This is a genomic window from Methylobacterium planeticum, from assembly GCF_008806345.1.
Taxonomy (GTDB): domain Bacteria; phylum Pseudomonadota; class Alphaproteobacteria; order Rhizobiales; family Beijerinckiaceae; genus Methylobacterium; species Methylobacterium planeticum.
The window spans coordinates 206,900-225,689 of sequence record NZ_VZZJ01000002.1; the positions used below are offsets into that span (position 1 = coordinate 206,900).

Below are 18,790 nucleotides of genomic sequence, written 5' to 3' on the forward strand. Positions count from 1 at the left end.
AGCCGATGCCGGGTCCGCCGATCACGCGCGACCCGATCCCAGGCGTCTCAGGACGCCCGACGCTGCAAAAGCTTCCCCCGTCCCGTCCACCTTCGCTCCTCGTTGGTCTCACACTCCCCATGACGTCACACAACGATGCCCTGGCCCCCGCGGATCAGCCGATCGAGGGCACCATCGTCGCCGCCGATCTCGACGGCATGCGCGAGGTCAAGCTCCAGGACCTCAAGGCCAAGACGCCGACCGATCTGATCACCTTCGCGGAGGAGGTCGAGGTCGAGAACGCCTCCACGATGCGCAAGCAGGAGCTGATGTTCGCGATCCTGAAGCAGCTCGCTGCCAAGGAGGTCGAGATCATCGGCTCGGGCACCGTCGAGGTGCTTCAGGACGGCTTCGGCTTCCTGCGCTCGAACGACTCGAACTACCTGCCGGGCCCCGACGACATCTACATCTCGCCGACGCAGATCCGCCGCTTCGGCCTGCGCACCGGCGACACCGTCGAGGGCCCGATCCGTGGACCGAAGGACGGCGAGCGTTATTTCGCGCTGCTCAAGGTCAACACGATCAATTTCGAGAACCCCGAGAAGATCAAGCACAAGGTTCACTTCGACAACCTGACGCCGCTCTTCCCGACGAAGCGGTTCAAGCTTGAGCTCGACAATCCGCCCAAGAAGGATTTCTCGCCCCGCATCATCGACATCGTCGCGCCGATCGGAAAAGGTCAGCGCGCACTCATCGTGGCGCCGCCGCGCACCGGCAAGACCGTGCTGATGCAGAACATCGCGCAGTCGATCACCATCAACCATCCCGAGTGCTACCTCATCGTGCTGCTCATCGACGAGCGCCCGGAGGAGGTCACCGACATGATCCGCTCGGTGAAGGGCGAGGTCATCGCCTCGACCTTCGACGAGCCGGCCTCCCGCCACGTCCAGGTCGCCGAGATGGTGATCGAGAAGGCCAAGCGCCTCGTCGAGCACGGCCGCGACGTGGTCATCCTGCTCGATTCCATCACCCGCCTCGGCCGCGCCTACAACACGGTGGTGCCCTCCTCCGGCAAGGTGCTGACCGGCGGCGTCGACGCCAACGCGCTCCAGCGCCCGAAGCGCTTCTTCGGCGCGGCCCGCAACATCGAGGAGGGCGGCTCGCTCTCCATCATCGCCACCGCGCTGATCGATACCGGCTCGCGCATGGACGAGGTGATCTTCGAGGAGTTCAAGGGCACCGGCAATTCCGAGATCATCCTGGACCGCAAGGTCTCGGACAAGCGCATCTTCCCGGCGATCGACATCACCCGCTCGGGCACCCGCAAGGAAGAATTGCTGGTCCCGCCGGATGCGCTCAAGAAGACCTACGTGCTCCGCCGCATCCTCAACCCGATGGGCGTCACCGACGCGATCGAGTTCCTGATGGACAAGCTCCGCCAGACCAAGAGCAACGGCGACTTCTTCGACTCGATGAATACCTGAGGCCCGATCCTCAGGACGACGACAGGACAGCGCCGGGGCTCCGCTCCGGCGCTTTTCTTTTGACCGCGACCACCGTCAAGCAACCCGGCGCATGACCACCGAGACCACCATCTTCGCCCCCGCGAGCGGCTTCGGACGCGCGGCGATCAGCGTGATCCGCATCAGCGGGCCGGCCTGCGCGCCCCTCCTGAGCGCGCTCGGCGGCACGCTGCCGCCGCCGCGGCGCCTGTCCCTGCGGCGGCTGCGCGACCCCGCCGACGGCCGGGTGCTGGACCAGGCCCTCGTCGCCTGGATGCCGGGGCCCGCCACCCTCACGGGGGAGGACATGGCCGAGCTCCACCTGCACGGTGGGCTCGCGGTGCGGGCCGGGGTGATCCGGGCGCTCGCGGGCTTTCCGGGGTGCCGGGCGGCGGAGCCCGGGGCCTTCAGCCGCCGGGCCGTGCTCAACGGACGGTTGGATCTCACCGAGGCCGAGGGCATCGCCGACCTGATCGACGCGGAGACCGAGGCGCAGCGCCGCCAGGCCCTGCGCCAGCTCGAGGGCGCGCTCGGCCGGCAGGTGGCGGATTGGCGTGCCTGCGCCATCGAGTGCCTCGCGGCGACCGAGGCGGCCCTCGATTTTTCCGATGAGGGGGATGTCGACGACGCTGCCCTCGGTGCGGCTTTGTTCAACCGTGCCAGGGACTTGCGTGATGAGATCGCGGCCGCGCTGGCGGATGGGCGCCGGGGCGAGCGCCTGCGCGAGGGCTTCACGGTGGTCATCGCCGGCCCCCCGAATGCGGGCAAGTCGACCCTCCTCAACGCCCTCAGCCGGCGCGACGCCGCGATCGTCTCGCCGGTTCCGGGGACGACCCGGGACGTGATCGAGGTACGCTGCGATCTCGGCGGATTGCCCGTCCTGCTGGTGGACACCGCGGGCCTGCGCGAGACCGCGGACGCCGTCGAGGCGGAGGGGATCGCCCGCACCCGGGCCCGGATGGGCAGCGCCGACCTCGTGCTGGAGCTGGTGCCCCCGGGCGCCACCGCCACCGCTGCCGCCCCGCCCGCGGCGCCCGGCCGGGTGCTGCGGGTCCGCACCAAGGCGGATCTCGTTGAGGAACAAGGGGAATCGGGCGCAGGCTCGGGCCTCCCGGTCTCCGCCCTGGCGGGGCTCGGGCTCGACCAGCTCCTCGCGGCGATTCAGGCCGAGGCGCAGGCCTCCCTCGGGGGCGGCGACGCGCTGGTGACCCGCGAGCGGCACCGGGAGGCGCTGACGCGCTGCGTCGCCCATCTCGACCGGGTCGTGGGGGCCGGGAGCCGGGAGCTGCCGGAACTCGTCGCGGAGGATCTCCGCCTCGCCGTGCGGGCGCTCGGCGAGGTCGGCGGCCATGTCGGCGTCGAGGAGATGCTCGACCGCCTGTTCGCGGGCTTCTGCATCGGCAAGTGAGGCCGAACGGGACCGTCTCAGTCACGGGCCGATCGGGCATTCAAGACCGGCTCAGGAACATCCCGGCGAGCAGGAAGCAGAACCCCGCGAGACCGAAGGCGCCTTCCCGGCGGCGCGTCCGGTCGAGGAAATGGGCTATGGCGCCGCCTGCGCAACAGGCCGCTCCCACCCCGATGGCAACTGTGCCCAATGCAACCTCCGATGGTCGCTCCACGGGCCTCGGTGCCGCGCGGACAGAATGTGCAAGGACGCGCGGAGTGTGCGCGTCAACGCAGGGTTAGGCAAGCGAAATGCCAAGGCGCAGATTGCACCCTAAAGCTGCATTGCCGGGCCGGACAAGCCCCGAACCCTGGAAGAAATCATCAACGAAGCGTGCGATTTGCCTGATTTTTCGGCGATGGATTTGTTCCATGTCGATGAATATTGAATTCATGCAGGCGCCGCTGCCCAAGCGGCGGGCGGCGATTGCGCAGCGGCGCGCCAGCCCTGATCGCATCACCACGCCGGACTCGCGGCGCGAGCCCTTCGACACGTTGACGCTGCGGCGCGCCGGCGCGTAATCACCCGATGCCCGAGATCCCTTCCTCGTCCTTCGACGTCGTGGTCGTCGGCGGCGGCCATGCCGGCGTCGAGGCGGCGGCGGCGGCCGCGCGCTGCGGCGCCCGCACGGCCCTCGTCACGCACCGGGCCGCCACCATCGGGGCCATGTCCTGCAACCCGGCGATCGGGGGCCTCGGCAAGGGCCACCTCGTGCGCGAGGTCGATGCCCTCGACGGGCTGATGGGCCGGGTGGCGGATGCGAGCGGGATCCAGTTCCGCCTGCTCAACCGGCGCAAGGGCCCGGCGGTGCGCGGCCCCCGCACCCAGGCGGACCGCAAGCTCTACGCGGCGGCCATGCAGGCGGCGGTGGCCGGGACCGCGGGCCTGCGGGTGATCGAGGGCGCTTGCGAGGACCTGATCCTGGCGGGCGGCCGGGTCGCCGGGATCGTGCTCGGCACGGGCGAGCGCCTCGCCACCCCGGCGGTGGTGATCACCACCGGCACCTTCCTGCGCGGGCTCATCCATATCGGCGAGCAGCAGGTGCCGGCGGGCCGCGTCGGCGAGGCGCCGGCGGTCGGCCTCGCCGAGACCCTGGACCGGCTCGGCCTGCGCCTCGGCCGGCTCAAGACCGGCACGCCGCCCCGCCTCGACGGGCGCACCATCGACTGGTCGGGCCTGGAGATGCAGGAGGCCGACGCGGACCCGGTGCCGTTCTCGAGCCTGACCGAGCGCATCGGCGTCCCGCAGATCCGCTGCGGCATCACCCGCACCACGACGGCCGTGCACGACCTGATCCGGGGCAATCTCCACCGCTCGCCGATGTACTCGGGCGGGATCGCGAGCCGCGGCCCGCGCTACTGCCCGTCGATCGAGGACAAGGTGGTGCGCTTCGGCGACCGGGAGGGCCACCAGATCTTCCTGGAGCCGGAGGGCCTCGACGATCCCCTGGTCTACCCGAACGGCATCTCGACCGCCCTCCCCGAGGCCGTGCAGCGCGCGCTCGTGGCGCTGATCCCGGGACTGGAGCGGGCCGCGATCGTGCGGCCGGGCTACGCCATCGAGTACGATTACGTCGACCCGCGCGAGCTCGATGCCAGCTTGCAGGTGCAGCGCCTGCCCGGCCTGTTCCTGGCCGGCCAGATCAACGGCACCACCGGCTACGAGGAGGCGGCCGGCCAGGGGCTGGTGGCGGGCCTCAACGCCGCGCGCCTCGCGGGCGGGCAGGCCCCGGTCGTGTTCGACCGGGCCGAATCCTATCTCGGGGTGATGATCGACGACCTGGTCACCCACGGGGTCAGCGAGCCCTACCGGATGTTCACCTCGCGCTCCGAGTACCGCCTGTCCCTGAGGGTCGACAACGCCGACGAGCGCCTCACCCCCCGGGGCCTCGCCCTCGGCTGCGTCGGCCCGCGCCGGGCCGCGCACTTCGCCGCCTCCCAGGCCGAGCTTGTGGCGGCCCGGGCCCGGCTCGACGCCGTCAGCCTCACGCCCCGCCAGGCCCTGGCCCAGGGCCTCGCCCTCAACCAGGACGGCATCCGCCGCACCGGCTTCCAGCTCCTGTCCTATCCGGACCTCGACTGGGCCCGGCTCTCGGCCCTCTGGCCGGACCTCGCCGCCATCTCCCCCCGCATCGCCGAGCGCCTGCGCACGGACGCCACCTACGCGGTCTATCTCGACCGGCAGCAGGCCGACATCACGGCCTTCCGCCGCGACGAGGCGGTCCGCCTCCCCTCCGGCCTCGACTACGCGGGCATCGCCGGGCTCTCGAACGAGATGCGCCTGAAGCTCGAGACCGTCCGTCCGGGCACCCTCGGCCAGGCCGCCCGCATCGAGGGCGTCACCCCGGCGGCCCTGACGCTCCTCGCGGCCCACGCGCGGCGCGGGACCGTGGCTCCCGTCGCCGACAGCGCGCGGGGGAAGGCTGATCCGGGTGTGGGGTGCGCCCTTTCCGGAAATGTCGCCTCCCTCACCCCAACCCTCTCCCGGACGGGAGAGGGGGCGCGGCGTGCCACCCGCGCCACCCCGGAACCACGACCCACTCCGGACGGCAGCCCGCCCCACCTCTCCCATCCGGGAGAAGTCGCGTGCGCGGCACGCGCACCGGGTGAGGGGTGCGACGCATCCGGAGAGCGCGCCTCCCTCACCCCAACCCTCTCCCGCACGGCAGGGAGCGTGCGCGCCGTCGATCCACCGGGGCATCAGCCACCGACCTCCCGCCGCGAGCCCCGCGAAGGCCCGGGCGCCTGATGCCCGCCGATCGTGATCGTGTTCTGGCAGACGCCCGTGTTTCACGTGAAACAGCGGCCAAGCTCGATCTCTACGTGGAGCAGCTGCGCCGCTGGCAGCGCGTGAAGAACCTCGTCGGGCCCGCGACCCTGCAGGAGGTCTGGACCCGCCATGTCGCGGATGCGCTCCAGCTGCTGACCCTCGCCCCCGAGGCGACGCGTTGGCTCGATCTCGGCGCCGGGGCGGGGATCCCCGGCCTGATCCTCGCCATCGCCGGGCGGGACCGCGCCGGCTTCTCGGTCGATCTCGTCGAGAGCAATGCGCGCAAATGCGCCTTCCTGACCGAGACCGCCCGGGTCACCGGGGCGCCGGCCCGGGTGCACAATGCCCGGATCGAGGATGTCATCACCACCCTGCCCCCGGTCGAGATCGTCTGCGCCCGGGCGCTCGCCAACCTCGATCAGCTCCTCGCCTGGACCGAGCCGGTGTTGAAAACGGGCACCACCGGGCTGTTTCCGAAAGGACGGGACGTCGAGACGGAATTGACCCAAGCTGCGCAACGGTGGAGATTCGTTTACGATCTCCACCCGAGCCGTACCGACTCGGCCGCGCGCATCGTGCGCGTCACCGACCTTTCCCGCGTGGATTCATGACCAGCGATCCCACCCCCCTTCCCGCTCAACCCGAGCGGCCGCTGCGGATTTTGGCGCTTGCCAACCAGAAGGGCGGCGTCGGCAAGACCACGACCGCGATCAACCTCGGCACCGCGCTGGCGGCCATCGGCGAGCGGGTGCTGGTGTTCGACCTCGATCCGCAGGGCAACGCCTCGACCGGCCTCGGCATCGACCGGCGCCAGCGCCGGGTCTCGACCTACCACGTGATGTCGGGCGACGCGCCGTTGGCCGACGCCGTGATCCCGACCGCGGTGCCCCGCCTGTCGGTCGCCCCCTCGACCATGGACCTGCTGGGGTTGGAACTGGAGATGGCGAACTCCGCCGACCGGGCCCACCGCCTGCGCAACGTCCTCAAGGGCGTGGGCGAGGCCGGCACCGCGACGGAGGGCGTCACCTACGTGCTGATCGACTGCCCGCCCTCCCTCAACCTCCTGACCATCAACGCGCTCGCGGCGGCCGACGCGGTGCTGGTGCCGCTGCAATGCGAGTTCTTCGCCCTCGAGGGCCTGAGCCAGCTCCTGCGCACCGTCGAGCAGGTCCGCGGCGCCCTCAACCCGCGCCTGACCATCCAGGGTATCGTCCTGACCATGTTCGATCCGCGCAACAACCTCTCGGCGCAGGTGGTGGCGGATGTGCGCAGCTTCATGGGCGAGAAGGTCTACGAGACCATGATTCCCCGCAACGTCCGGGTCTCGGAGGCGCCGTCCCACGGCAAGCCGGTGCTGCTCTACGACCTGAAATGCGCGGGCTCGCAGGCCTATCTGCGCCTCGCCTCCGAGGTGATCCAGCGCGAGGGGCGCATGCCCGTGGCGGCCTGAGGCCGCCGCGCGCCCTCCCCCGGACCTCGCCGGCCTGCGAATGCCGGGGACAGGGGCGCGGCGGTCCGTTCGACAAACGGCTTCAATCGAGTAGCGTCAGCGTACAGGAGTGCAACGGGTGGCGGCGATGGCGGATGATGCGGCACGGCCGCGGCTCGGGCGCGGCCTCGCGGCCCTGATCGGCGATTTCGGCAACGAGGCGAACCAGGCGTCGTCGCAGGCCCAGCGCAAGGTCGCGGTGGAATTCCTGCGGCCGAACCCGCGCAACCCGCGCCGGCGCTTCAACGACCCGGAGCTCGACGAGCTCGCCGCCTCGATCAAGCTGCGCGGCGTGATCCAGCCCATCGTGGTGCGGGCGCTCGCCAACGTGCCGGACACCTTCGAGATCGTGGCGGGCGAGCGCCGCTGGCGCGCGGCCCAGCGCGCCGGCCTCAACGAGGTGCCGGTCGTCACCGTCGAGATCGACGACCGCACCTCCCTCGAATTCGCCATCCTGGAGAACGTCCAGCGCACCGACCTCAACGCCATCGAGGAGGCGGCGGGCTACGAGAGGCTGATGAGCGAGTTCCGCTACAGCCAGAGCGAGCTTGCGGAGATCCTGGGCAAGAGCCGCAGCCACCTCGCCAACACCCTGCGGCTGCTCCAGCTCAGCCCGCCGATCCAGGAGCGCGTCATCGCGGGCGAGATCACGGCGGGCCATGCCCGGGCGCTGCTCGCCGTGCGCGACCCCGAGGCGGTGGCGCGCCGCGTCGTGGAGGAGGGGCTCTCGGTCCGCGAGGTCGAGGCCCTGGCCTCCGCCGAGCTGCCCGACAGCGACGGCCCCCGCCCCGGCCGGCCCCGCCGCGGCCCTGAGAAGGACGCGGAGATCCGCATTCTGGAGCAGAGCCTCGCCAAGGCGCTCGGCCTCGGCGTCGCCGTGAAGGCGAAGACCACCGGCGTCGGCGAGATCCGCATCCGCTACGGCAGCGCCGAGGAGCTGGAGGCCCTGTGCCGCCGGCTCAACATGGGGTAGGGCGCCCCGCGGGCGGCGCTCAGCGCTCCCGCCGCAGGCCCGGCACCAGGGCGCCGAGCCGGTCCTTCAGGGCGAGCCGGCCCGGCCCGCGGAAACCCGGGCCCGGCCCCGCGCCGCCGCCCGGCGGGGGCGGGGGGCGCTCCGGCCGGCCGGACGGGGTCTCGGCGCGCCCGGTGTCGCCGCGGTCGGCGGAGCGGTCGACCCCGAGGGTGAGGCTGGCGGCGTAGCGGTCGCGCTCCTCCTTCACGGCGCAGAAGGCCCGGCGGTTCGGATCCTCCTCGTTGGCGTTGACGACGAAGCGCTCGGCTCGGCGGCCCGTATAGGCGGGCACCTGGGTGTAGAGGAACTCGTTCAGCGCGTCCGGGAAGTAGATCTGCCCCGTCAGCATCGTGCGGGCGTCGAGGAAGGCCTTGACGTGGATATGCGTGGCCCGGCCCGCGTACCAGCCCGGATAGATCGTCTCGAAGGTCACGAAGCCGGCCGCATCCGTCACCTGGCTGCCGCGCAGGAAGGTCTCGCCGCGTGTGTCGATGCTGCGCGAATCCCCCTGCCCCGGATAGCCCGAGTACAGCCCCCTGGCGTCGCAGTGCCAGACATCGACCCGCGCCCCCGGGACCGGCGTGCAGGGCCCGGCCTCGATCAGGCGCAGCCGCAGCCGCAGCGGCACGCCGACCCGTCCCTCCGCGATGTCGGCGCGTATGAGCTTGGGATCATGGTAGAACGGGCCCTCGATCGCCTGCGGGGTCAGCCGGCAGGCGCCCTCCTCCGCCGGTGCAATCGCGGCCGGCGCGGCGCGGCCGGGGCTCGGCAGCAGGGCCCCGAGGGAGCCGCCGAGGGTCGCCAGCAGGGCGCGGCGGGAGGTCGGTGCGGGTCGGTCCATGCCTGTCTCCGGTGGGGGGGCCGTCCGGAGGCGATAGGATGCCCGTGTCTCCGCGTCGTGTCTCCCGCTCGGGGGACGGCACGACGCCGCGGCGCGCGGCCTCAGCCGCGGCGGCGTGCGGCCTCTCCGGCGATCCGCAGCAGGGTCGCGAGGGCGTGCGCCTGGGCGAGGTCCGGGCCGGCCCGGCGGCAGGCGAGCACCGCCTCCTGCAGGATCTGGATCGCCTGGCGAAGCCCGGCGGGGGACCAGCGGGCGAGCTGCGCCTCCACGATGGCCTTGCGGCGGAAATGCAGGCCGCGCCAGGCCGCCACCATCAGGCTCGGGCTCTTGCCCTCCCCGTCGAGGCGCGTCGCCAGCAGCGTCAGGGCGTGGCGCAGGCAGGAGCCGAGCATCACCGAGGGGTCGAGGCCCTCGTGCCGGAAGCGGCGGTACTCACGCTCGACCTCGACCATGCGGCCCGCGAAGGCGGCGTCGACCAGGGTGTTGAGCACGCTGCCGGCGACGTCGCTGACCACCGCCTCCACGGCGTCGAGGCCGACGCTGCCCGCGTCCCGGGCGTAGAGGGCGAGCTTCTCGATCTCCGACAGGCTGGCGCGCCGGTCGCCGCCGAGGCTCGCCACCAGCACCTCGCGCGCCTCCCGGTCGATGCGCAGGCTGTGCGCCTGCAGGGTGCGGTCGACGAGGTCCGTCAGGGCGCGCTCGTCGTCCGGGTAGCAGGGGAGGGCGAGGGCCTTCGGCGAGCGCTCGCACAGGGTGCGCAGGGGCGCGGACTTGCCGAGGTCCCCCGCCTCCACCACGATGCGGGTGCCGGCGATCTCGCCCTTGAGGGCGATCTCGATGGCCGGGGCGTAGTTGCGGCTGCCGGGCCGGACCCAGATGGTGCGCTCGCCCCCGAACAGCCCGACCGTGCCGGCCTCGTCGAGGAGCCGCCCGGGATCCGCCGCCAGGGTATCACCGTCGATCTTCACCAGGGCGAAGGGGTCGTTCGGGTCCTGCACGAAGCTCTCGGCCAGGCGCTTGGCGCGCTCGACCACGAGGCCGGTATCGGGCCCGTAGACGAGGATGACGGGAATGCGGGAATCGGGCCCGCGCCGGATCAGCCCCTCGACGTCGCCGGCCTTGACCGCCGTCATGGGTGAGCGCGTCCGGGGCCCGCGGGCAGGGGCCCTGCGCTCAAGGCTTCGTCACCAGCACCGAGGCGATGCGGGTCTTGATCTGCTCGGCCAGCACCTTGGCGAGGCGGATCTCGGCGTCGCGGGCGGCGCGCAGCGAGGCGAAACGCTGCACCGAGCGGTCATAGGTCGCCGTCGAGGTGGCGACGCCCTCGGTGATGATCTTGGTGCCCTCGAGGTTCTCCAGGGTGAACTTGACGTTCGCCACGATGGTGCCGGCCTCGGCCCGGCCCGTCTGCGAGGAGACGATCGGGGTCTGGAGGGCCTCGCTGCCCTGCATCTTCAACTTGTAGCGCTTGGCCGAGGGCTGGCCCGAGCCGTCGAGGTCGAAGATCAGCTCGCTGCGCAGGTAATGCCCGATGCGCTCCTGACCCTGCGCCATCGCGATGTCGTCGACCTGGATCGAGGCGAGCAGCGCCCCCATCGGAGCGCCGGAGGCGGTGGGCCCGTAGAGGGGACGGAAGCAGGCGGTGAGGTTGAGGCAGAGCGACGCCGCCAGCGCGAGCTTCGCCGCCCGGGCAGCCCGTCGGCCGCCGATCTGCCCTGCCATCCGCATCATGGTCCGCCGCAATGTCCGATTCCCTGTCACGTCCTTTAAGGGCAGGACCGGCCCCGGTCATCAGTCTGAACGATCAAGCTTACCGATTCCTGAGACTGACCCCCGTTCTGGGCGGCACCGGGGCAGGGCCCCGGCACCGGGGTGTGGAACCGGGGCAGGTCCCCGGAACCCGGGGCAGGGTCCCGGCCCCGGGGCAGGGTCCCGGCCCCGGGGCAGGGCCCCGGCATCCGGGCGAGGCCTCAGACCACGAGGTTCACGATCCGGCCCGGCACCACAATGACCTTGCGGGGGGCGCGGCCCTCGAGCGCCCGCTGCACCGGCTCGAGGGCGAGCACTGCGGCCTCCACCGCCGCGACCCCGGCCTCCCGCGGCACCGTGACGTCCGCCCGCTTCTTGCCGTTGATCTGGACCGGCAGGGTGATGTCGTCCTCGATCAGGAGCGACCTGTCCGCCCGCGGCCAGGGCGCCTGCGCGACGAGGCCGGGACGGTCGAGGACGCGCCAGCACGCCTCGGCGAGGTGGGGCATCATCGGGGCGATGAGCTGGACCAGGATACCGGCCGCCTCCCCCGCCGCCGGGCCCGAGACCGAGGCGCGCAGGGCGTCCTCCAGGGCATTGGCCAGGGTGTAGATGTGGGCGACGCAGCGGTTGAAGCGCAGGCGCTCGACATCCTCCTCGACCGCCGCCAGGGCCTTGTGGGCGGCCTTGCGCAGAGCCGCGTCGGCGCCTGCATCGCCCCCGTTCGCGGCGGCGGCGGTGGCGACGAGGCGCCAGACCCGCTGAACGAAGCGGGCGGCGCCCTGGACGCCCTCCTCGGTCCAGATCACGTCCCGCTCCGGCGGCGAGTCCGAGAGCATGAACCAGCGGGCGGTGTCGGCCCCGTAGCTCGCGATGATGTCGTCGGGGTCGACTACGTTCTTCTTCGACTTCGACATCTTCTCGATGGCGCCGATGCCGAGCGGCGCCTGCGTTTTCACGTGAAACGCCTGCCGCTCCGTCCCCTGCGCCTCGATCCGCACCTCGCTCGGCTGCACCCAGGCCCCGGCCGCGTCCTTGTAGGTCTCGTGGACCACCATCCCCTGCGTGAACAGGCCCGCGAAGGGCTCGGACACGCCGGACCACCCCGTCGCCTTCATGGCCCGCATGAAGAAGCGGGCATAGAGCAGGTGCAGGATCGCGTGCTCGATGCCGCCGATATACTGGTCGACCGCGAGCCAGTGATCGACCGCGGCGCGCTCGGTCGGCGCGTCCTGCAGCCAGGGCGCGGTGAAGCGGGCATAGTACCAGGACGAATCCACGAAGGTGTCCATCGTGTCGGTCTCGCGCCGGGCCGGCTTGCCGCAACGCGGGCAGGGGACGTCCCGCCAGGCATGGTCGCGCTCCAGCGGGTTGCCGGGCACGTCGAAGGAGACGTCCTCGGGCAGGGTCACGGGCAGGTCGGCCACCGGCACCGGCACGGCGCCGCAATCCTCGCAATGGATGATCGGGATCGGGCAGCCCCAGTAGCGCTGGCGCGAGACGCCCCAGTCGCGCAGGCGGAACTGCACCTTGCGGGCCGCCACCGGCTCGCCCCCGAGGCGCTCCTCCTCCAGCCGGTCCGCCACCGCCCGGAAGGCCTCGTCGGCGGTCATGTCGTCGAGGAAGCGCGAGTTGATCATGCGCCCGTCCCCGTCATAGGCGGTGTCGGTGATGATGAAGCTCGCCGCGTCCTGGTCCTCGGGGCAGACCACCGGGGTGTTGCCGAGGCCGTACTTGTTGGCGAAGTCGAGGTCGCGCTGGTCATGCGCCGGGCAGCCGAAGACCGCGCCGGTGCCGTACTCCATCAGGACGAAATTCGCCACGTAGACGGGCAGGAGCCAGGACGGGTCGAGGGGGTGGCGCACCTTGAGGCCGGTGTCGTGGCCGAGCTTTTCCGCCGTGTCGATCGCCGCCTGCGCGGTGCCGGTGCGGCGGCATTCCTCGATGAAGGCCTGCAGCGTCGCGTCCGTCCCGGCGAGGGCCGCCGACACCGGGTGGTCGGCCGCGATCGCCAGGAACTTGGCGCCGAACAGGGTGTCGGGGCGGGTGGTGTAGACCTTGATGGTGTCGATCTGGCCGGCCGAACCGCCGGTGCCGGCCGCGTGGAGCGGATGGTCGAGGGCGAAGCGGACCTCCAGGCCCTCCGAGCGGCCGATCCAGTTCCTCTGCATCAGCCGGACCTTCTCCGGCCAGCGCTCGAGGCCGCCGAGCGCGTCCGAGAGATCCTGCGCGAAGTCGGTGATCTTGAAGAACCACTGGGTCAATTCGCGGCTCTCGACCAGGGCGCCGGAGCGCCAGCCGCGCCCGTCGATGACCTGCTCGTTGGCGAGCACCGTGTGATCGACCGGATCCCAGTTAACCTTAGCGGTTCGTCTCGTGACGAGGCCGGCGTTCAGGAAGTCGAGGAACATCCGCTGCTGGTGCTTGTAATAGGCCGGGTCGCAGGTCGCGATCTCGCGGCTCCAGTCCAGGGACAGGCCCATCGATTGCAGCTGGCCCCGCATGGTGGCGATGTTGGCGTAGGTCCAGTCGCGCGGGTTGACGCGCCGCTCCATCGCGGCGTTCTCGGCGGGCAGCCCGAAGGCGTCCCAGCCCATCGGGTGGAGCACGTTGAAGCCGCGCGCCCGCTTGTAGCGGGCCACCACGTCGCCCATGGCGTAGTTGCGCACGTGGCCCATGTGGATGCGCCCCGACGGGTAGGGAAACATCTCCAGCACGTAGTATTTCGGGCGCGGGTCGTCGTTGGGCGTGCTGAAGATGCCGGCCTCCGACCATGCCTGCTGCCAGTGCGGCTCGGCTTCCTTGGCGTTGTAGCGCTCGAGGGCGTTCGGGGCGGCGTTCGTCATCGGTCAGGTCACCACAGGGGCAGGCGGCACGGTGGGCGGGTCGGCACCGGGCCGGGTCAGCGCAGGAACGGGGGCCCGGGGGATGCCGTCGCGCGACGGGCCCGGGCCGGGATCGGGTCTCGGGAGAACGGAGCGGCGCCGGATCCTTGGCGGATCTTCGGTTCGACGCCGTGATGGGGCGGGACTACCACAGGAGAACCGGCCCCCGTCAACAAATGCGACGCTGCGGCGCGCCCCGTCGGCGCGGGGTGGGGGAGGGGGCAGGAGAGGGGGCAAGGGAGGTGGCAAGGGAGGTGGCGGGAGAGGTGGCGGGAGAGGGGAAAAGCGGGCGGGATGCCGCCGGGCGGGAGCCTGGATTTGCCGCGCGCGTTCCCGATGATACTGCGCTGGCGCGGGACTGGCGCCGAGGCGGCCCGCGATCCGATCGAAGGCGCCGTTGACGATGCACCCAAGCGAGAGCCGGAGAGACGTCCGCATGTCCGACACGCCGCGCGAGATCGACCCGGCCGCCCCGGTGGCCGATGCCCCCGGGACCCGCGGCGGGGAGGGGCCCGCGCCGATCGGGATCGCCGACGTGGCGGCGGGGCTCGCCGAGGTCCGCGCCGGCATCCGGCGGGCCGCCGAGGATTCCGAGCGCCCGCCCGAGGGCGTGCGGCTGATCGCGGTCTCCAAGACCGTGCCGGCGGCCGGCATCCTGCCGGCCCTCGAAGCCGGGCAGCGCCTGTTCGGCGAGAACTACGTGCAGGAATCGAAGGCCAAGTGGCCGGAGCTGAAGGCGCGCCATCCGGACGTGGAGTTGCACCTGATCGGCCCGCTGCAATCGAACAAGGCCCGGGAGGCGGTCGAGCTCTTCGACGTGATCCACACCCTCGACCGGCTCTCCCTCGCCGCCGCGCTGGCCAAGGAGATCGCCCGGACGGGCCGCAGGCCGAAGCTCCTGATCCAGGTGAACACCGGCGAGGAGCCCCAGAAGGGCGGCATCGCGCCCGGGCAGGTCGACACGCTGCTGGCCGAGTGCCGGGACACCCACGGCCTCGCCATCAACGGGCTGATGTGCATCCCGCCCGCCGAGGACCCGCCCTCGGCCCATTTCGCCCTGCTGGCGCGGATCGCACGGGCGCACAACCTGCCGATCCTCTCGATGGGGATGAGCGCGGATTACCCGGCGGCGATCCAGATGGGTGCCACCCATGTCCGCGTCGGCACCGCGATCTTCGGGGCCCGCGCGCGCAAGGACTGAGCCCGGGCCCCGGATGGACGCCTCAGGCCCGGCCCACCACCCGCGACAGCGCCTGGCGCAGCCCGTCGGCCTCCGCCGCGCCGTAATCGGCCTCGAAGGCGGCCTGGGCCTCGCTCCACAGGGGCCGCGCCTCCGCGAGCAGCGACCGGCCCTTCGGCGTCAGGCTGAGGGCGCGGGTGCGGGCATCGCGCCCGGGCCCGATATGCACGAGGCCCTCCCGCTCCAGCGGCCGCAACGCGCGCCCGGTGGTGGTGCGGTCCATCACGAGGTGCAGCGCCAGCTCGTGCACCGCCACCGGCCCGAGCCGCCCCAGCACCGCCAGGACGGAATATTGCGTGGCGCGCAGGCCCACCGCCGCGAGGTGCCGGTCGTAGAGCTGCGTCACCTGCCGGGCCGCTTGGCGGACCGCGAGACAGTGACAAGGGGTGGCCGCGAGCGCGTCCATTGAGGGCAATCTCTCCGTGTATTCATGCAATGACGACATCCGTCCGGACCTGTAAAGCCGAAGACCTGCGGCCCAGGGCCGCGACGCGGGCCTCTCGGCCGGTGCGCCGCGGGTGCCGGCAGGGATCCGGCAGCGTTCTGGCAGGGTTCTGGTAGACGCGACGCGGCTGCCCGCCCGCGCCGGATCGGGCGATGCGGCGGGGCCTGTCCAAGCGCGTCGGTTGCCGGCTATTAAAGCCGGTGCGGTCGAGCCGGCAGACGCCTGATCCGATCCGGATGAATCCCAGCAAGTGGCTTGGGGAAATAGTGGAATAGCCGGCTATCGAAAATTACCCGATCAGCATCCTGGTCCGCGGTCCGAGGCGGCGCAGCAGCCGCACGAGGTCCGGGCGCGCGAGGGCGACGCAGCCCTCGGTCGGCTGGTAGCCGGGGCGGGCGACGTGCAGGAAGATCGCCGAGCCCCGGCCCGGCCGGATCGGGCCGCGGTTGTAGTCGAGGTCGATCACGAGGTCGTAGAGGCCGTCCCCGCGCCAGAGTTCCTCCGCGCTGACCCCGGGGGCGGGCAGGGGGATCGGGCGGTTGTAGCGGCGGTCGCCCGGGTCGTCGCACCAGCCGTCCCGGGGCCGCGTCCGGCGCAGCGGCAGGGCGGTCGGCGGGCGGGTGCCGAACCGGTCGGGGCGGTAGATCCCGCCGCGCAGGCGGAAGCGCCCGCGCGGGGAGGCGCCGTCGCCCTCACGCTTGACCCGGGCGATGCCGGAGCGCCCGAGCGCGCAGGGGATGACCGCGGGGCCGGCCAGGAGCTGGCCGCGGCTGCGGTCGCCTACCAGGGCGCGTACCCGCAGGATCGGGAGGGTTGTGCGTTTCATCAGCAAGGCTTCATCTTCGGCCGGGTATGATTCGATGGCACGGTGGGATTCGGGACCGGTGGTCCCGTCGAACCCGCCGCATGCCGGGATCTGGCGATGGTCGATGAATTTCCCTTTCTGATTGCGCGCAAGGGAATTCGCAGGCATGAAATCAGCGTAACTTTGGTGCGTATGCCCGGAATGCGGCGCGGCGGGGTCATCGGGTGGGCATGCTGCCCGGAACGGCCGCCGACCGCCGCCCCGGATCCTGCGGGGCGGATGCGTCGGGCCGGCCGCCGGACCGCGTGTGTGCCCTGTTGAGAGTCCCCCGGACGATGTCGAATCCCCATCGCCTCCTGATCTGCGACGACGACGCCACCCTGCGCGAGACGCTGACGGAGCAGCTCGACCTCTACGACGAGTTCATCGTGGTGAGCGACCCCGACGGGACCACGGCGATCAACCGCGTCGCCGAGGAGCGCGTCGACCTCGCGGTGATGGATGTCGGCCTGCCCGACATGGACGGGCGCGAGGCCGTGCGGGTGATGCGCCGCAACGGCTTCCGCGGCCCCGTCATCATGCTGACGGCGCAGGATTCGGAGGAGGACACGGTCGAGGGCCTCGAGGCCGGCGCCAACGACTACGTCACCAAGCCCTTCAAGTTCGCGGTGCTGCTCGCCCGCATCCGGGCGCATCTGCGCCAGCACGAGGCGAGCGAGGACGCGATCTTCCAGATCGGCCCCTACACCTTCCGGCCGGGCGCCAAGCTCCTCGTCGGCGAGCGCGGCTCGAAGCTGAAGCTGACCGAGAAGGAGACCGCGATCCTGCGCTTCCTCTACCGGGCCGGCCGCGAGGTGGTGGGGCGCGACACGCTGCTCGCCGAGGTCTGGGGCTACAACGCCCACGTCACCACCCACACCCTCGAGACCCACATCTACCGCCTGCGCCAGAAGATCGAGCCGAATCCGGCCACCGCCGCGATCCTGGTCACCGAGGGCGGCGGCTACAAGCTCCTGCCCTGAGCCCGGGGCCCGAACCGCGTCCGGACCCCGCCCGAACCCCGGATGCGAACCCCCTGACGCCGCGATGGTGCCCGCGCCGGGCATCGGCTAAACAGGCGCCCCGCGACGCCGGGGATGGGCTGGGCAGGGGCAAGGTGTGGGTCTCGACGAAGACATGGCGATCCTGGCCGGCGCGCCCCTGTTCGGCCTGATGGGCCGGGACGCCCTGCGCCTGCTCACCTTCGCGGCCGAGCGGCGCAGCCTCGCGGCCGGCGAGCTCCTGTTCTCCCGCGGCGAGCGCTCGGACGGCGGCTTCGTGGTCCTCTCGGGCACGATCGAGCTGACCCCGCGCGCGCCGGGCGCCGAGCCCGTGCGCGCCGGCCGCTCCGCCCTGATCGGCCAGCTCGCCCTGTTCCTGCGCGGCGAGCGCCCCTCGGACGCCCGCGCGGCGGCGCCCGCCGCGGTGATGCGCATCACCCCGACCCTGATGCGCCGGGTGCTCGAGGAGTTTCCCGACGCGGCGGCCTCGATCCACGACACCCTGGCGGACGACCTCGCGGGGCTGACCCGGGGGCTCGACCGGGTGCGGACCCTGTTCGAGGCCGGGTGACAGGCCGGGCGGCCTTTTGTAAGCACGGGGCGCCACCCCTCGACCGACCGGAACGGAAAGCCCCATGTCCCACGCCGACCTCGCCAGCACCATCGAGACCGCCTGGGAGGAGCGCGCCGGCATCGACACGGGTACCCGCGGCCCCGTGCGGGAGGCGGTCGACGAGGCCCTGGACCTCCTCGATTCCGGCAAGGCCCGGGTCGCCGAGAAGGTCGGGGGCGACTGGGTGGTGAACCAGTGGCTCAAGAAGGCGGTGCTGCTCTCCTTCCGCCTCAACGACATGGCGCCGATCGGCGGCGGCCCGAACGGCGCCCCCTGGTGGGACAAGGTGCCGTCGAAGTTCGAGGGCTGGGACGAGGCCGCCTTCCGGGGCGCCGGCTTCCGGGCGGTGCCGGGCTGCTTCGTGCGCCGGGGCTCCTTCATCGCGCCGGGCGCGGTGCTGATGCCCTCCTTCATCAATCTCGGGGCGCATGTGGGCAAGGGCACCATGGTGGACACCTGGGTGACCATCGGCTCCTGCGCGCAGGTCGGCGAGAACTGCCACATCTCGGGGGGCGCCGGCATCGCCGGGGTGCTCGAGCCCCTGCAGGCCAACCCCGTCATCATCGAGGACAATTGCTTCGTGGGCGCCCGCGCCGAGGTCGCCGAGGGCGTGATCATCGGGGAGGGCAGCGTGCTCTCGATGGGCGTCTATATCGGGGCCTCCACCAAGATCGTCGACCGCACCACCGGCGAGGTCATGTACGGCCGGGTGCCGCCCTACTCGGTGGTGGTCTCGGGCACGATGCCGGGCAAGCCGCTCCCCGACGGCAGCGCCGGCCCGGGGCTCTACTGCGCGGTGATCGTCAAGCGCGTCGATGCCGGCACCCGCGCCAAGACCGCGATCAACGAGCTCCTGCGGACCTGAGGCACCCGGAGCGACGTGTCGCGCAGCCGCAACGGCGCGAAACGCGCTACATCACGGGGGAAGCCGCGGGCGCGACGTCCGCGGCCGGGGTGCCAGGGGAGGGGACGCG

At 72.0% G+C, this 18,790-nt stretch carries 16 protein-coding genes and 1 pseudogene; 11 read left to right on the top strand and 6 right to left on the bottom strand.

Annotated features, from left to right (window positions below; all coding sequences use genetic code 11):
* Positions 1–119 precede the first annotated feature (119 nt).
* From rho to F6X51_RS02910, 7 genes and pseudogenes are all read left to right on the top strand, one after another.
* Positions 120–1,463, top strand: coding sequence for a transcription termination factor Rho (gene rho, locus F6X51_RS02885; protein ID WP_150961703.1), 1,344 nt, complete (start codon positions 120–122; stop codon positions 1,461–1,463).
* A 91-nt stretch (positions 1,464–1,554) separates the two neighbouring features.
* Positions 1,555–2,889 carry a tRNA uridine-5-carboxymethylaminomethyl(34) synthesis GTPase MnmE gene (gene mnmE / locus F6X51_RS02890; protein WP_150961704.1) on the top strand — a complete coding sequence of 445 codons (1,335 nt, stop codon included), beginning with the start codon at positions 1,555–1,557 and terminating at the stop codon, positions 2,887–2,889.
* A gap of 410 nt (positions 2,890–3,299) precedes the next feature.
* Positions 3,300–3,449: a hypothetical protein gene (locus F6X51_RS27680; RefSeq protein ID WP_191969993.1), complete on the top strand. Its 150-nt coding sequence runs from the start codon at positions 3,300–3,302 to the stop codon at positions 3,447–3,449.
* A 7-nt stretch (positions 3,450–3,456) separates the two neighbouring features.
* Positions 3,457–5,319 (top strand): annotated as a pseudogene (gene mnmG, locus F6X51_RS02895) (tRNA uridine-5-carboxymethylaminomethyl(34) synthesis enzyme MnmG); the annotation flags it as partial.
* Between the two features lie 356 nt (positions 5,320–5,675).
* On the top strand, positions 5,676–6,308 hold the full coding sequence (rsmG, locus tag F6X51_RS02900) for a 16S rRNA (guanine(527)-N(7))-methyltransferase RsmG (RefSeq protein WP_150961705.1): 633 nt from the start codon (positions 5,676–5,678) through the stop codon (positions 6,306–6,308).
* Positions 6,305–7,147, top strand: a complete 843-nt coding sequence (locus tag F6X51_RS02905) for a ParA family protein (RefSeq protein ID WP_150961706.1) — start codon at positions 6,305–6,307, stop codon at positions 7,145–7,147. The genes rsmG and F6X51_RS02905 overlap by 4 nt, the downstream gene beginning before the upstream one ends.
* Before the next feature lie 127 nt (positions 7,148–7,274).
* Positions 7,275–8,159, top strand: coding sequence for a ParB/RepB/Spo0J family partition protein (locus F6X51_RS02910; RefSeq protein WP_150961707.1), 885 nt, complete (start codon positions 7,275–7,277; stop codon positions 8,157–8,159).
* A 19-nt stretch (positions 8,160–8,178) separates the two neighbouring features.
* Here the strand turns inward: F6X51_RS02910 and F6X51_RS02915 are convergent, their stop codons facing one another.
* The 4 genes from F6X51_RS02915 to leuS form a co-directional block, all read right to left on the bottom strand.
* A complete protein-coding gene (locus tag F6X51_RS02915; protein WP_150961708.1) occupies positions 8,179–9,039 on the bottom strand; it encodes an intradiol ring-cleavage dioxygenase in 861 nt (286 codons plus the stop codon).
* Positions 9,040–9,140: 101 nt separating this feature from the next.
* A complete protein-coding gene (gene holA / locus F6X51_RS02920) occupies positions 9,141–10,172 on the bottom strand; it encodes a DNA polymerase III subunit delta (RefSeq protein ID WP_150961709.1) in 1,032 nt (343 codons plus the stop codon).
* A gap of 40 nt (positions 10,173–10,212) precedes the next feature.
* A complete protein-coding gene (gene lptE / locus F6X51_RS02925; RefSeq protein WP_150961862.1) occupies positions 10,213–10,761 on the bottom strand; it encodes an LPS assembly lipoprotein LptE in 549 nt (182 codons plus the stop codon).
* A gap of 248 nt (positions 10,762–11,009) precedes the next feature.
* On the bottom strand, positions 11,010–13,634 hold the full coding sequence (gene leuS, locus F6X51_RS02930; RefSeq protein ID WP_150961710.1) for a leucine--tRNA ligase: 2,625 nt from the start codon (positions 13,632–13,634) through the stop codon (positions 11,010–11,012).
* Positions 13,635–14,109: 475 nt separating this feature from the next.
* Here leuS and F6X51_RS02935 point away from each other — a divergent pair, with 475 nt between their 5' ends.
* Entirely contained in the window at positions 14,110–14,874 is a 765-nt protein-coding gene (locus tag F6X51_RS02935) for a YggS family pyridoxal phosphate-dependent enzyme (protein ID WP_150961711.1), read from the top strand.
* A gap of 22 nt (positions 14,875–14,896) precedes the next feature.
* Here the strand turns inward: F6X51_RS02935 and F6X51_RS02940 are convergent, their stop codons facing one another.
* Positions 14,897–15,319, bottom strand: coding sequence for a MarR family winged helix-turn-helix transcriptional regulator (locus F6X51_RS02940; RefSeq protein WP_150961712.1), 423 nt, complete (start codon positions 15,317–15,319; stop codon positions 14,897–14,899).
* 328 nt (positions 15,320–15,647) lie between these two features.
* Entirely contained in the window at positions 15,648–16,184 is a 537-nt protein-coding gene (locus F6X51_RS02945; protein ID WP_150961713.1) for a L,D-transpeptidase family protein, read from the bottom strand.
* Between the two features lie 314 nt (positions 16,185–16,498).
* Between F6X51_RS02945 and F6X51_RS02950 the strand changes: the two genes are divergently transcribed.
* The 3 genes from F6X51_RS02950 (at position 16,499) to dapD (ending at position 18,681) form a co-directional block, all read left to right on the top strand.
* Positions 16,499–17,185: a response regulator transcription factor gene (locus F6X51_RS02950; protein WP_150961714.1), complete on the top strand. Its 687-nt coding sequence runs from the start codon at positions 16,499–16,501 to the stop codon at positions 17,183–17,185.
* A 136-nt stretch (positions 17,186–17,321) separates the two neighbouring features.
* Positions 17,322–17,774 (top strand): cyclic nucleotide-binding domain-containing protein, encoded by a 453-nt coding sequence (locus F6X51_RS02955; RefSeq protein WP_150961715.1) that lies wholly within the window; start codon positions 17,322–17,324, stop codon positions 17,772–17,774.
* A gap of 64 nt (positions 17,775–17,838) precedes the next feature.
* Entirely contained in the window at positions 17,839–18,681 is an 843-nt protein-coding gene (gene dapD / locus F6X51_RS02960) for a 2,3,4,5-tetrahydropyridine-2,6-dicarboxylate N-succinyltransferase (RefSeq protein WP_150961716.1), read from the top strand.
* The last annotated feature ends 109 nt before the right edge of the window (positions 18,682–18,790 follow it).

Excerpts from the sequence above, each read along its gene's own strand:
- F6X51_RS27680 (WP_191969993.1), top strand. The coding sequence starts at position 3,300 with ATGTCGATGAATATTGAATTCATGCAGGCGCCGCTGCCCAAGCGGCGG.
- mnmE (WP_150961704.1), top strand. The coding sequence starts at position 1,555 with ATGACCACCGAGACCACCATCTTCGCCCCCGCGAGCGGCTTCGGACGC.
- rsmG (WP_150961705.1), top strand. The coding sequence starts at position 5,676 with ATGCCCGCCGATCGTGATCGTGTTCTGGCAGACGCCCGTGTTTCACGT.
- F6X51_RS02915 (WP_150961708.1), bottom strand. The coding sequence starts at position 9,039 with ATGGACCGACCCGCACCGACCTCCCGCCGCGCCCTGCTGGCGACCCTC.
- F6X51_RS02945 (WP_150961713.1), bottom strand. The coding sequence starts at position 16,184 with ATGAAACGCACAACCCTCCCGATCCTGCGGGTACGCGCCCTGGTAGGC.
- holA (WP_150961709.1), bottom strand. The coding sequence starts at position 10,172 with ATGACGGCGGTCAAGGCCGGCGACGTCGAGGGGCTGATCCGGCGCGGG.
- F6X51_RS02905 (WP_150961706.1), top strand. The coding sequence starts at position 6,305 with ATGACCAGCGATCCCACCCCCCTTCCCGCTCAACCCGAGCGGCCGCTG.
- rho (WP_150961703.1), top strand. The coding sequence starts at position 120 with ATGACGTCACACAACGATGCCCTGGCCCCCGCGGATCAGCCGATCGAG.
- F6X51_RS02940 (WP_150961712.1), bottom strand. The coding sequence starts at position 15,319 with ATGGACGCGCTCGCGGCCACCCCTTGTCACTGTCTCGCGGTCCGCCAA.
- dapD (WP_150961716.1), top strand. The coding sequence starts at position 17,839 with ATGTCCCACGCCGACCTCGCCAGCACCATCGAGACCGCCTGGGAGGAG.
- F6X51_RS02910 (WP_150961707.1), top strand. The coding sequence starts at position 7,275 with ATGGCGGATGATGCGGCACGGCCGCGGCTCGGGCGCGGCCTCGCGGCC.
- F6X51_RS02935 (WP_150961711.1), top strand. The coding sequence starts at position 14,110 with ATGTCCGACACGCCGCGCGAGATCGACCCGGCCGCCCCGGTGGCCGAT.
- leuS (WP_150961710.1), bottom strand. The coding sequence starts at position 13,634 with ATGACGAACGCCGCCCCGAACGCCCTCGAGCGCTACAACGCCAAGGAA.
- lptE (WP_150961862.1), bottom strand. The coding sequence starts at position 10,761 with ATGGCAGGGCAGATCGGCGGCCGACGGGCTGCCCGGGCGGCGAAGCTC.
- F6X51_RS02950 (WP_150961714.1), top strand. The coding sequence starts at position 16,499 with ATGTCGAATCCCCATCGCCTCCTGATCTGCGACGACGACGCCACCCTG.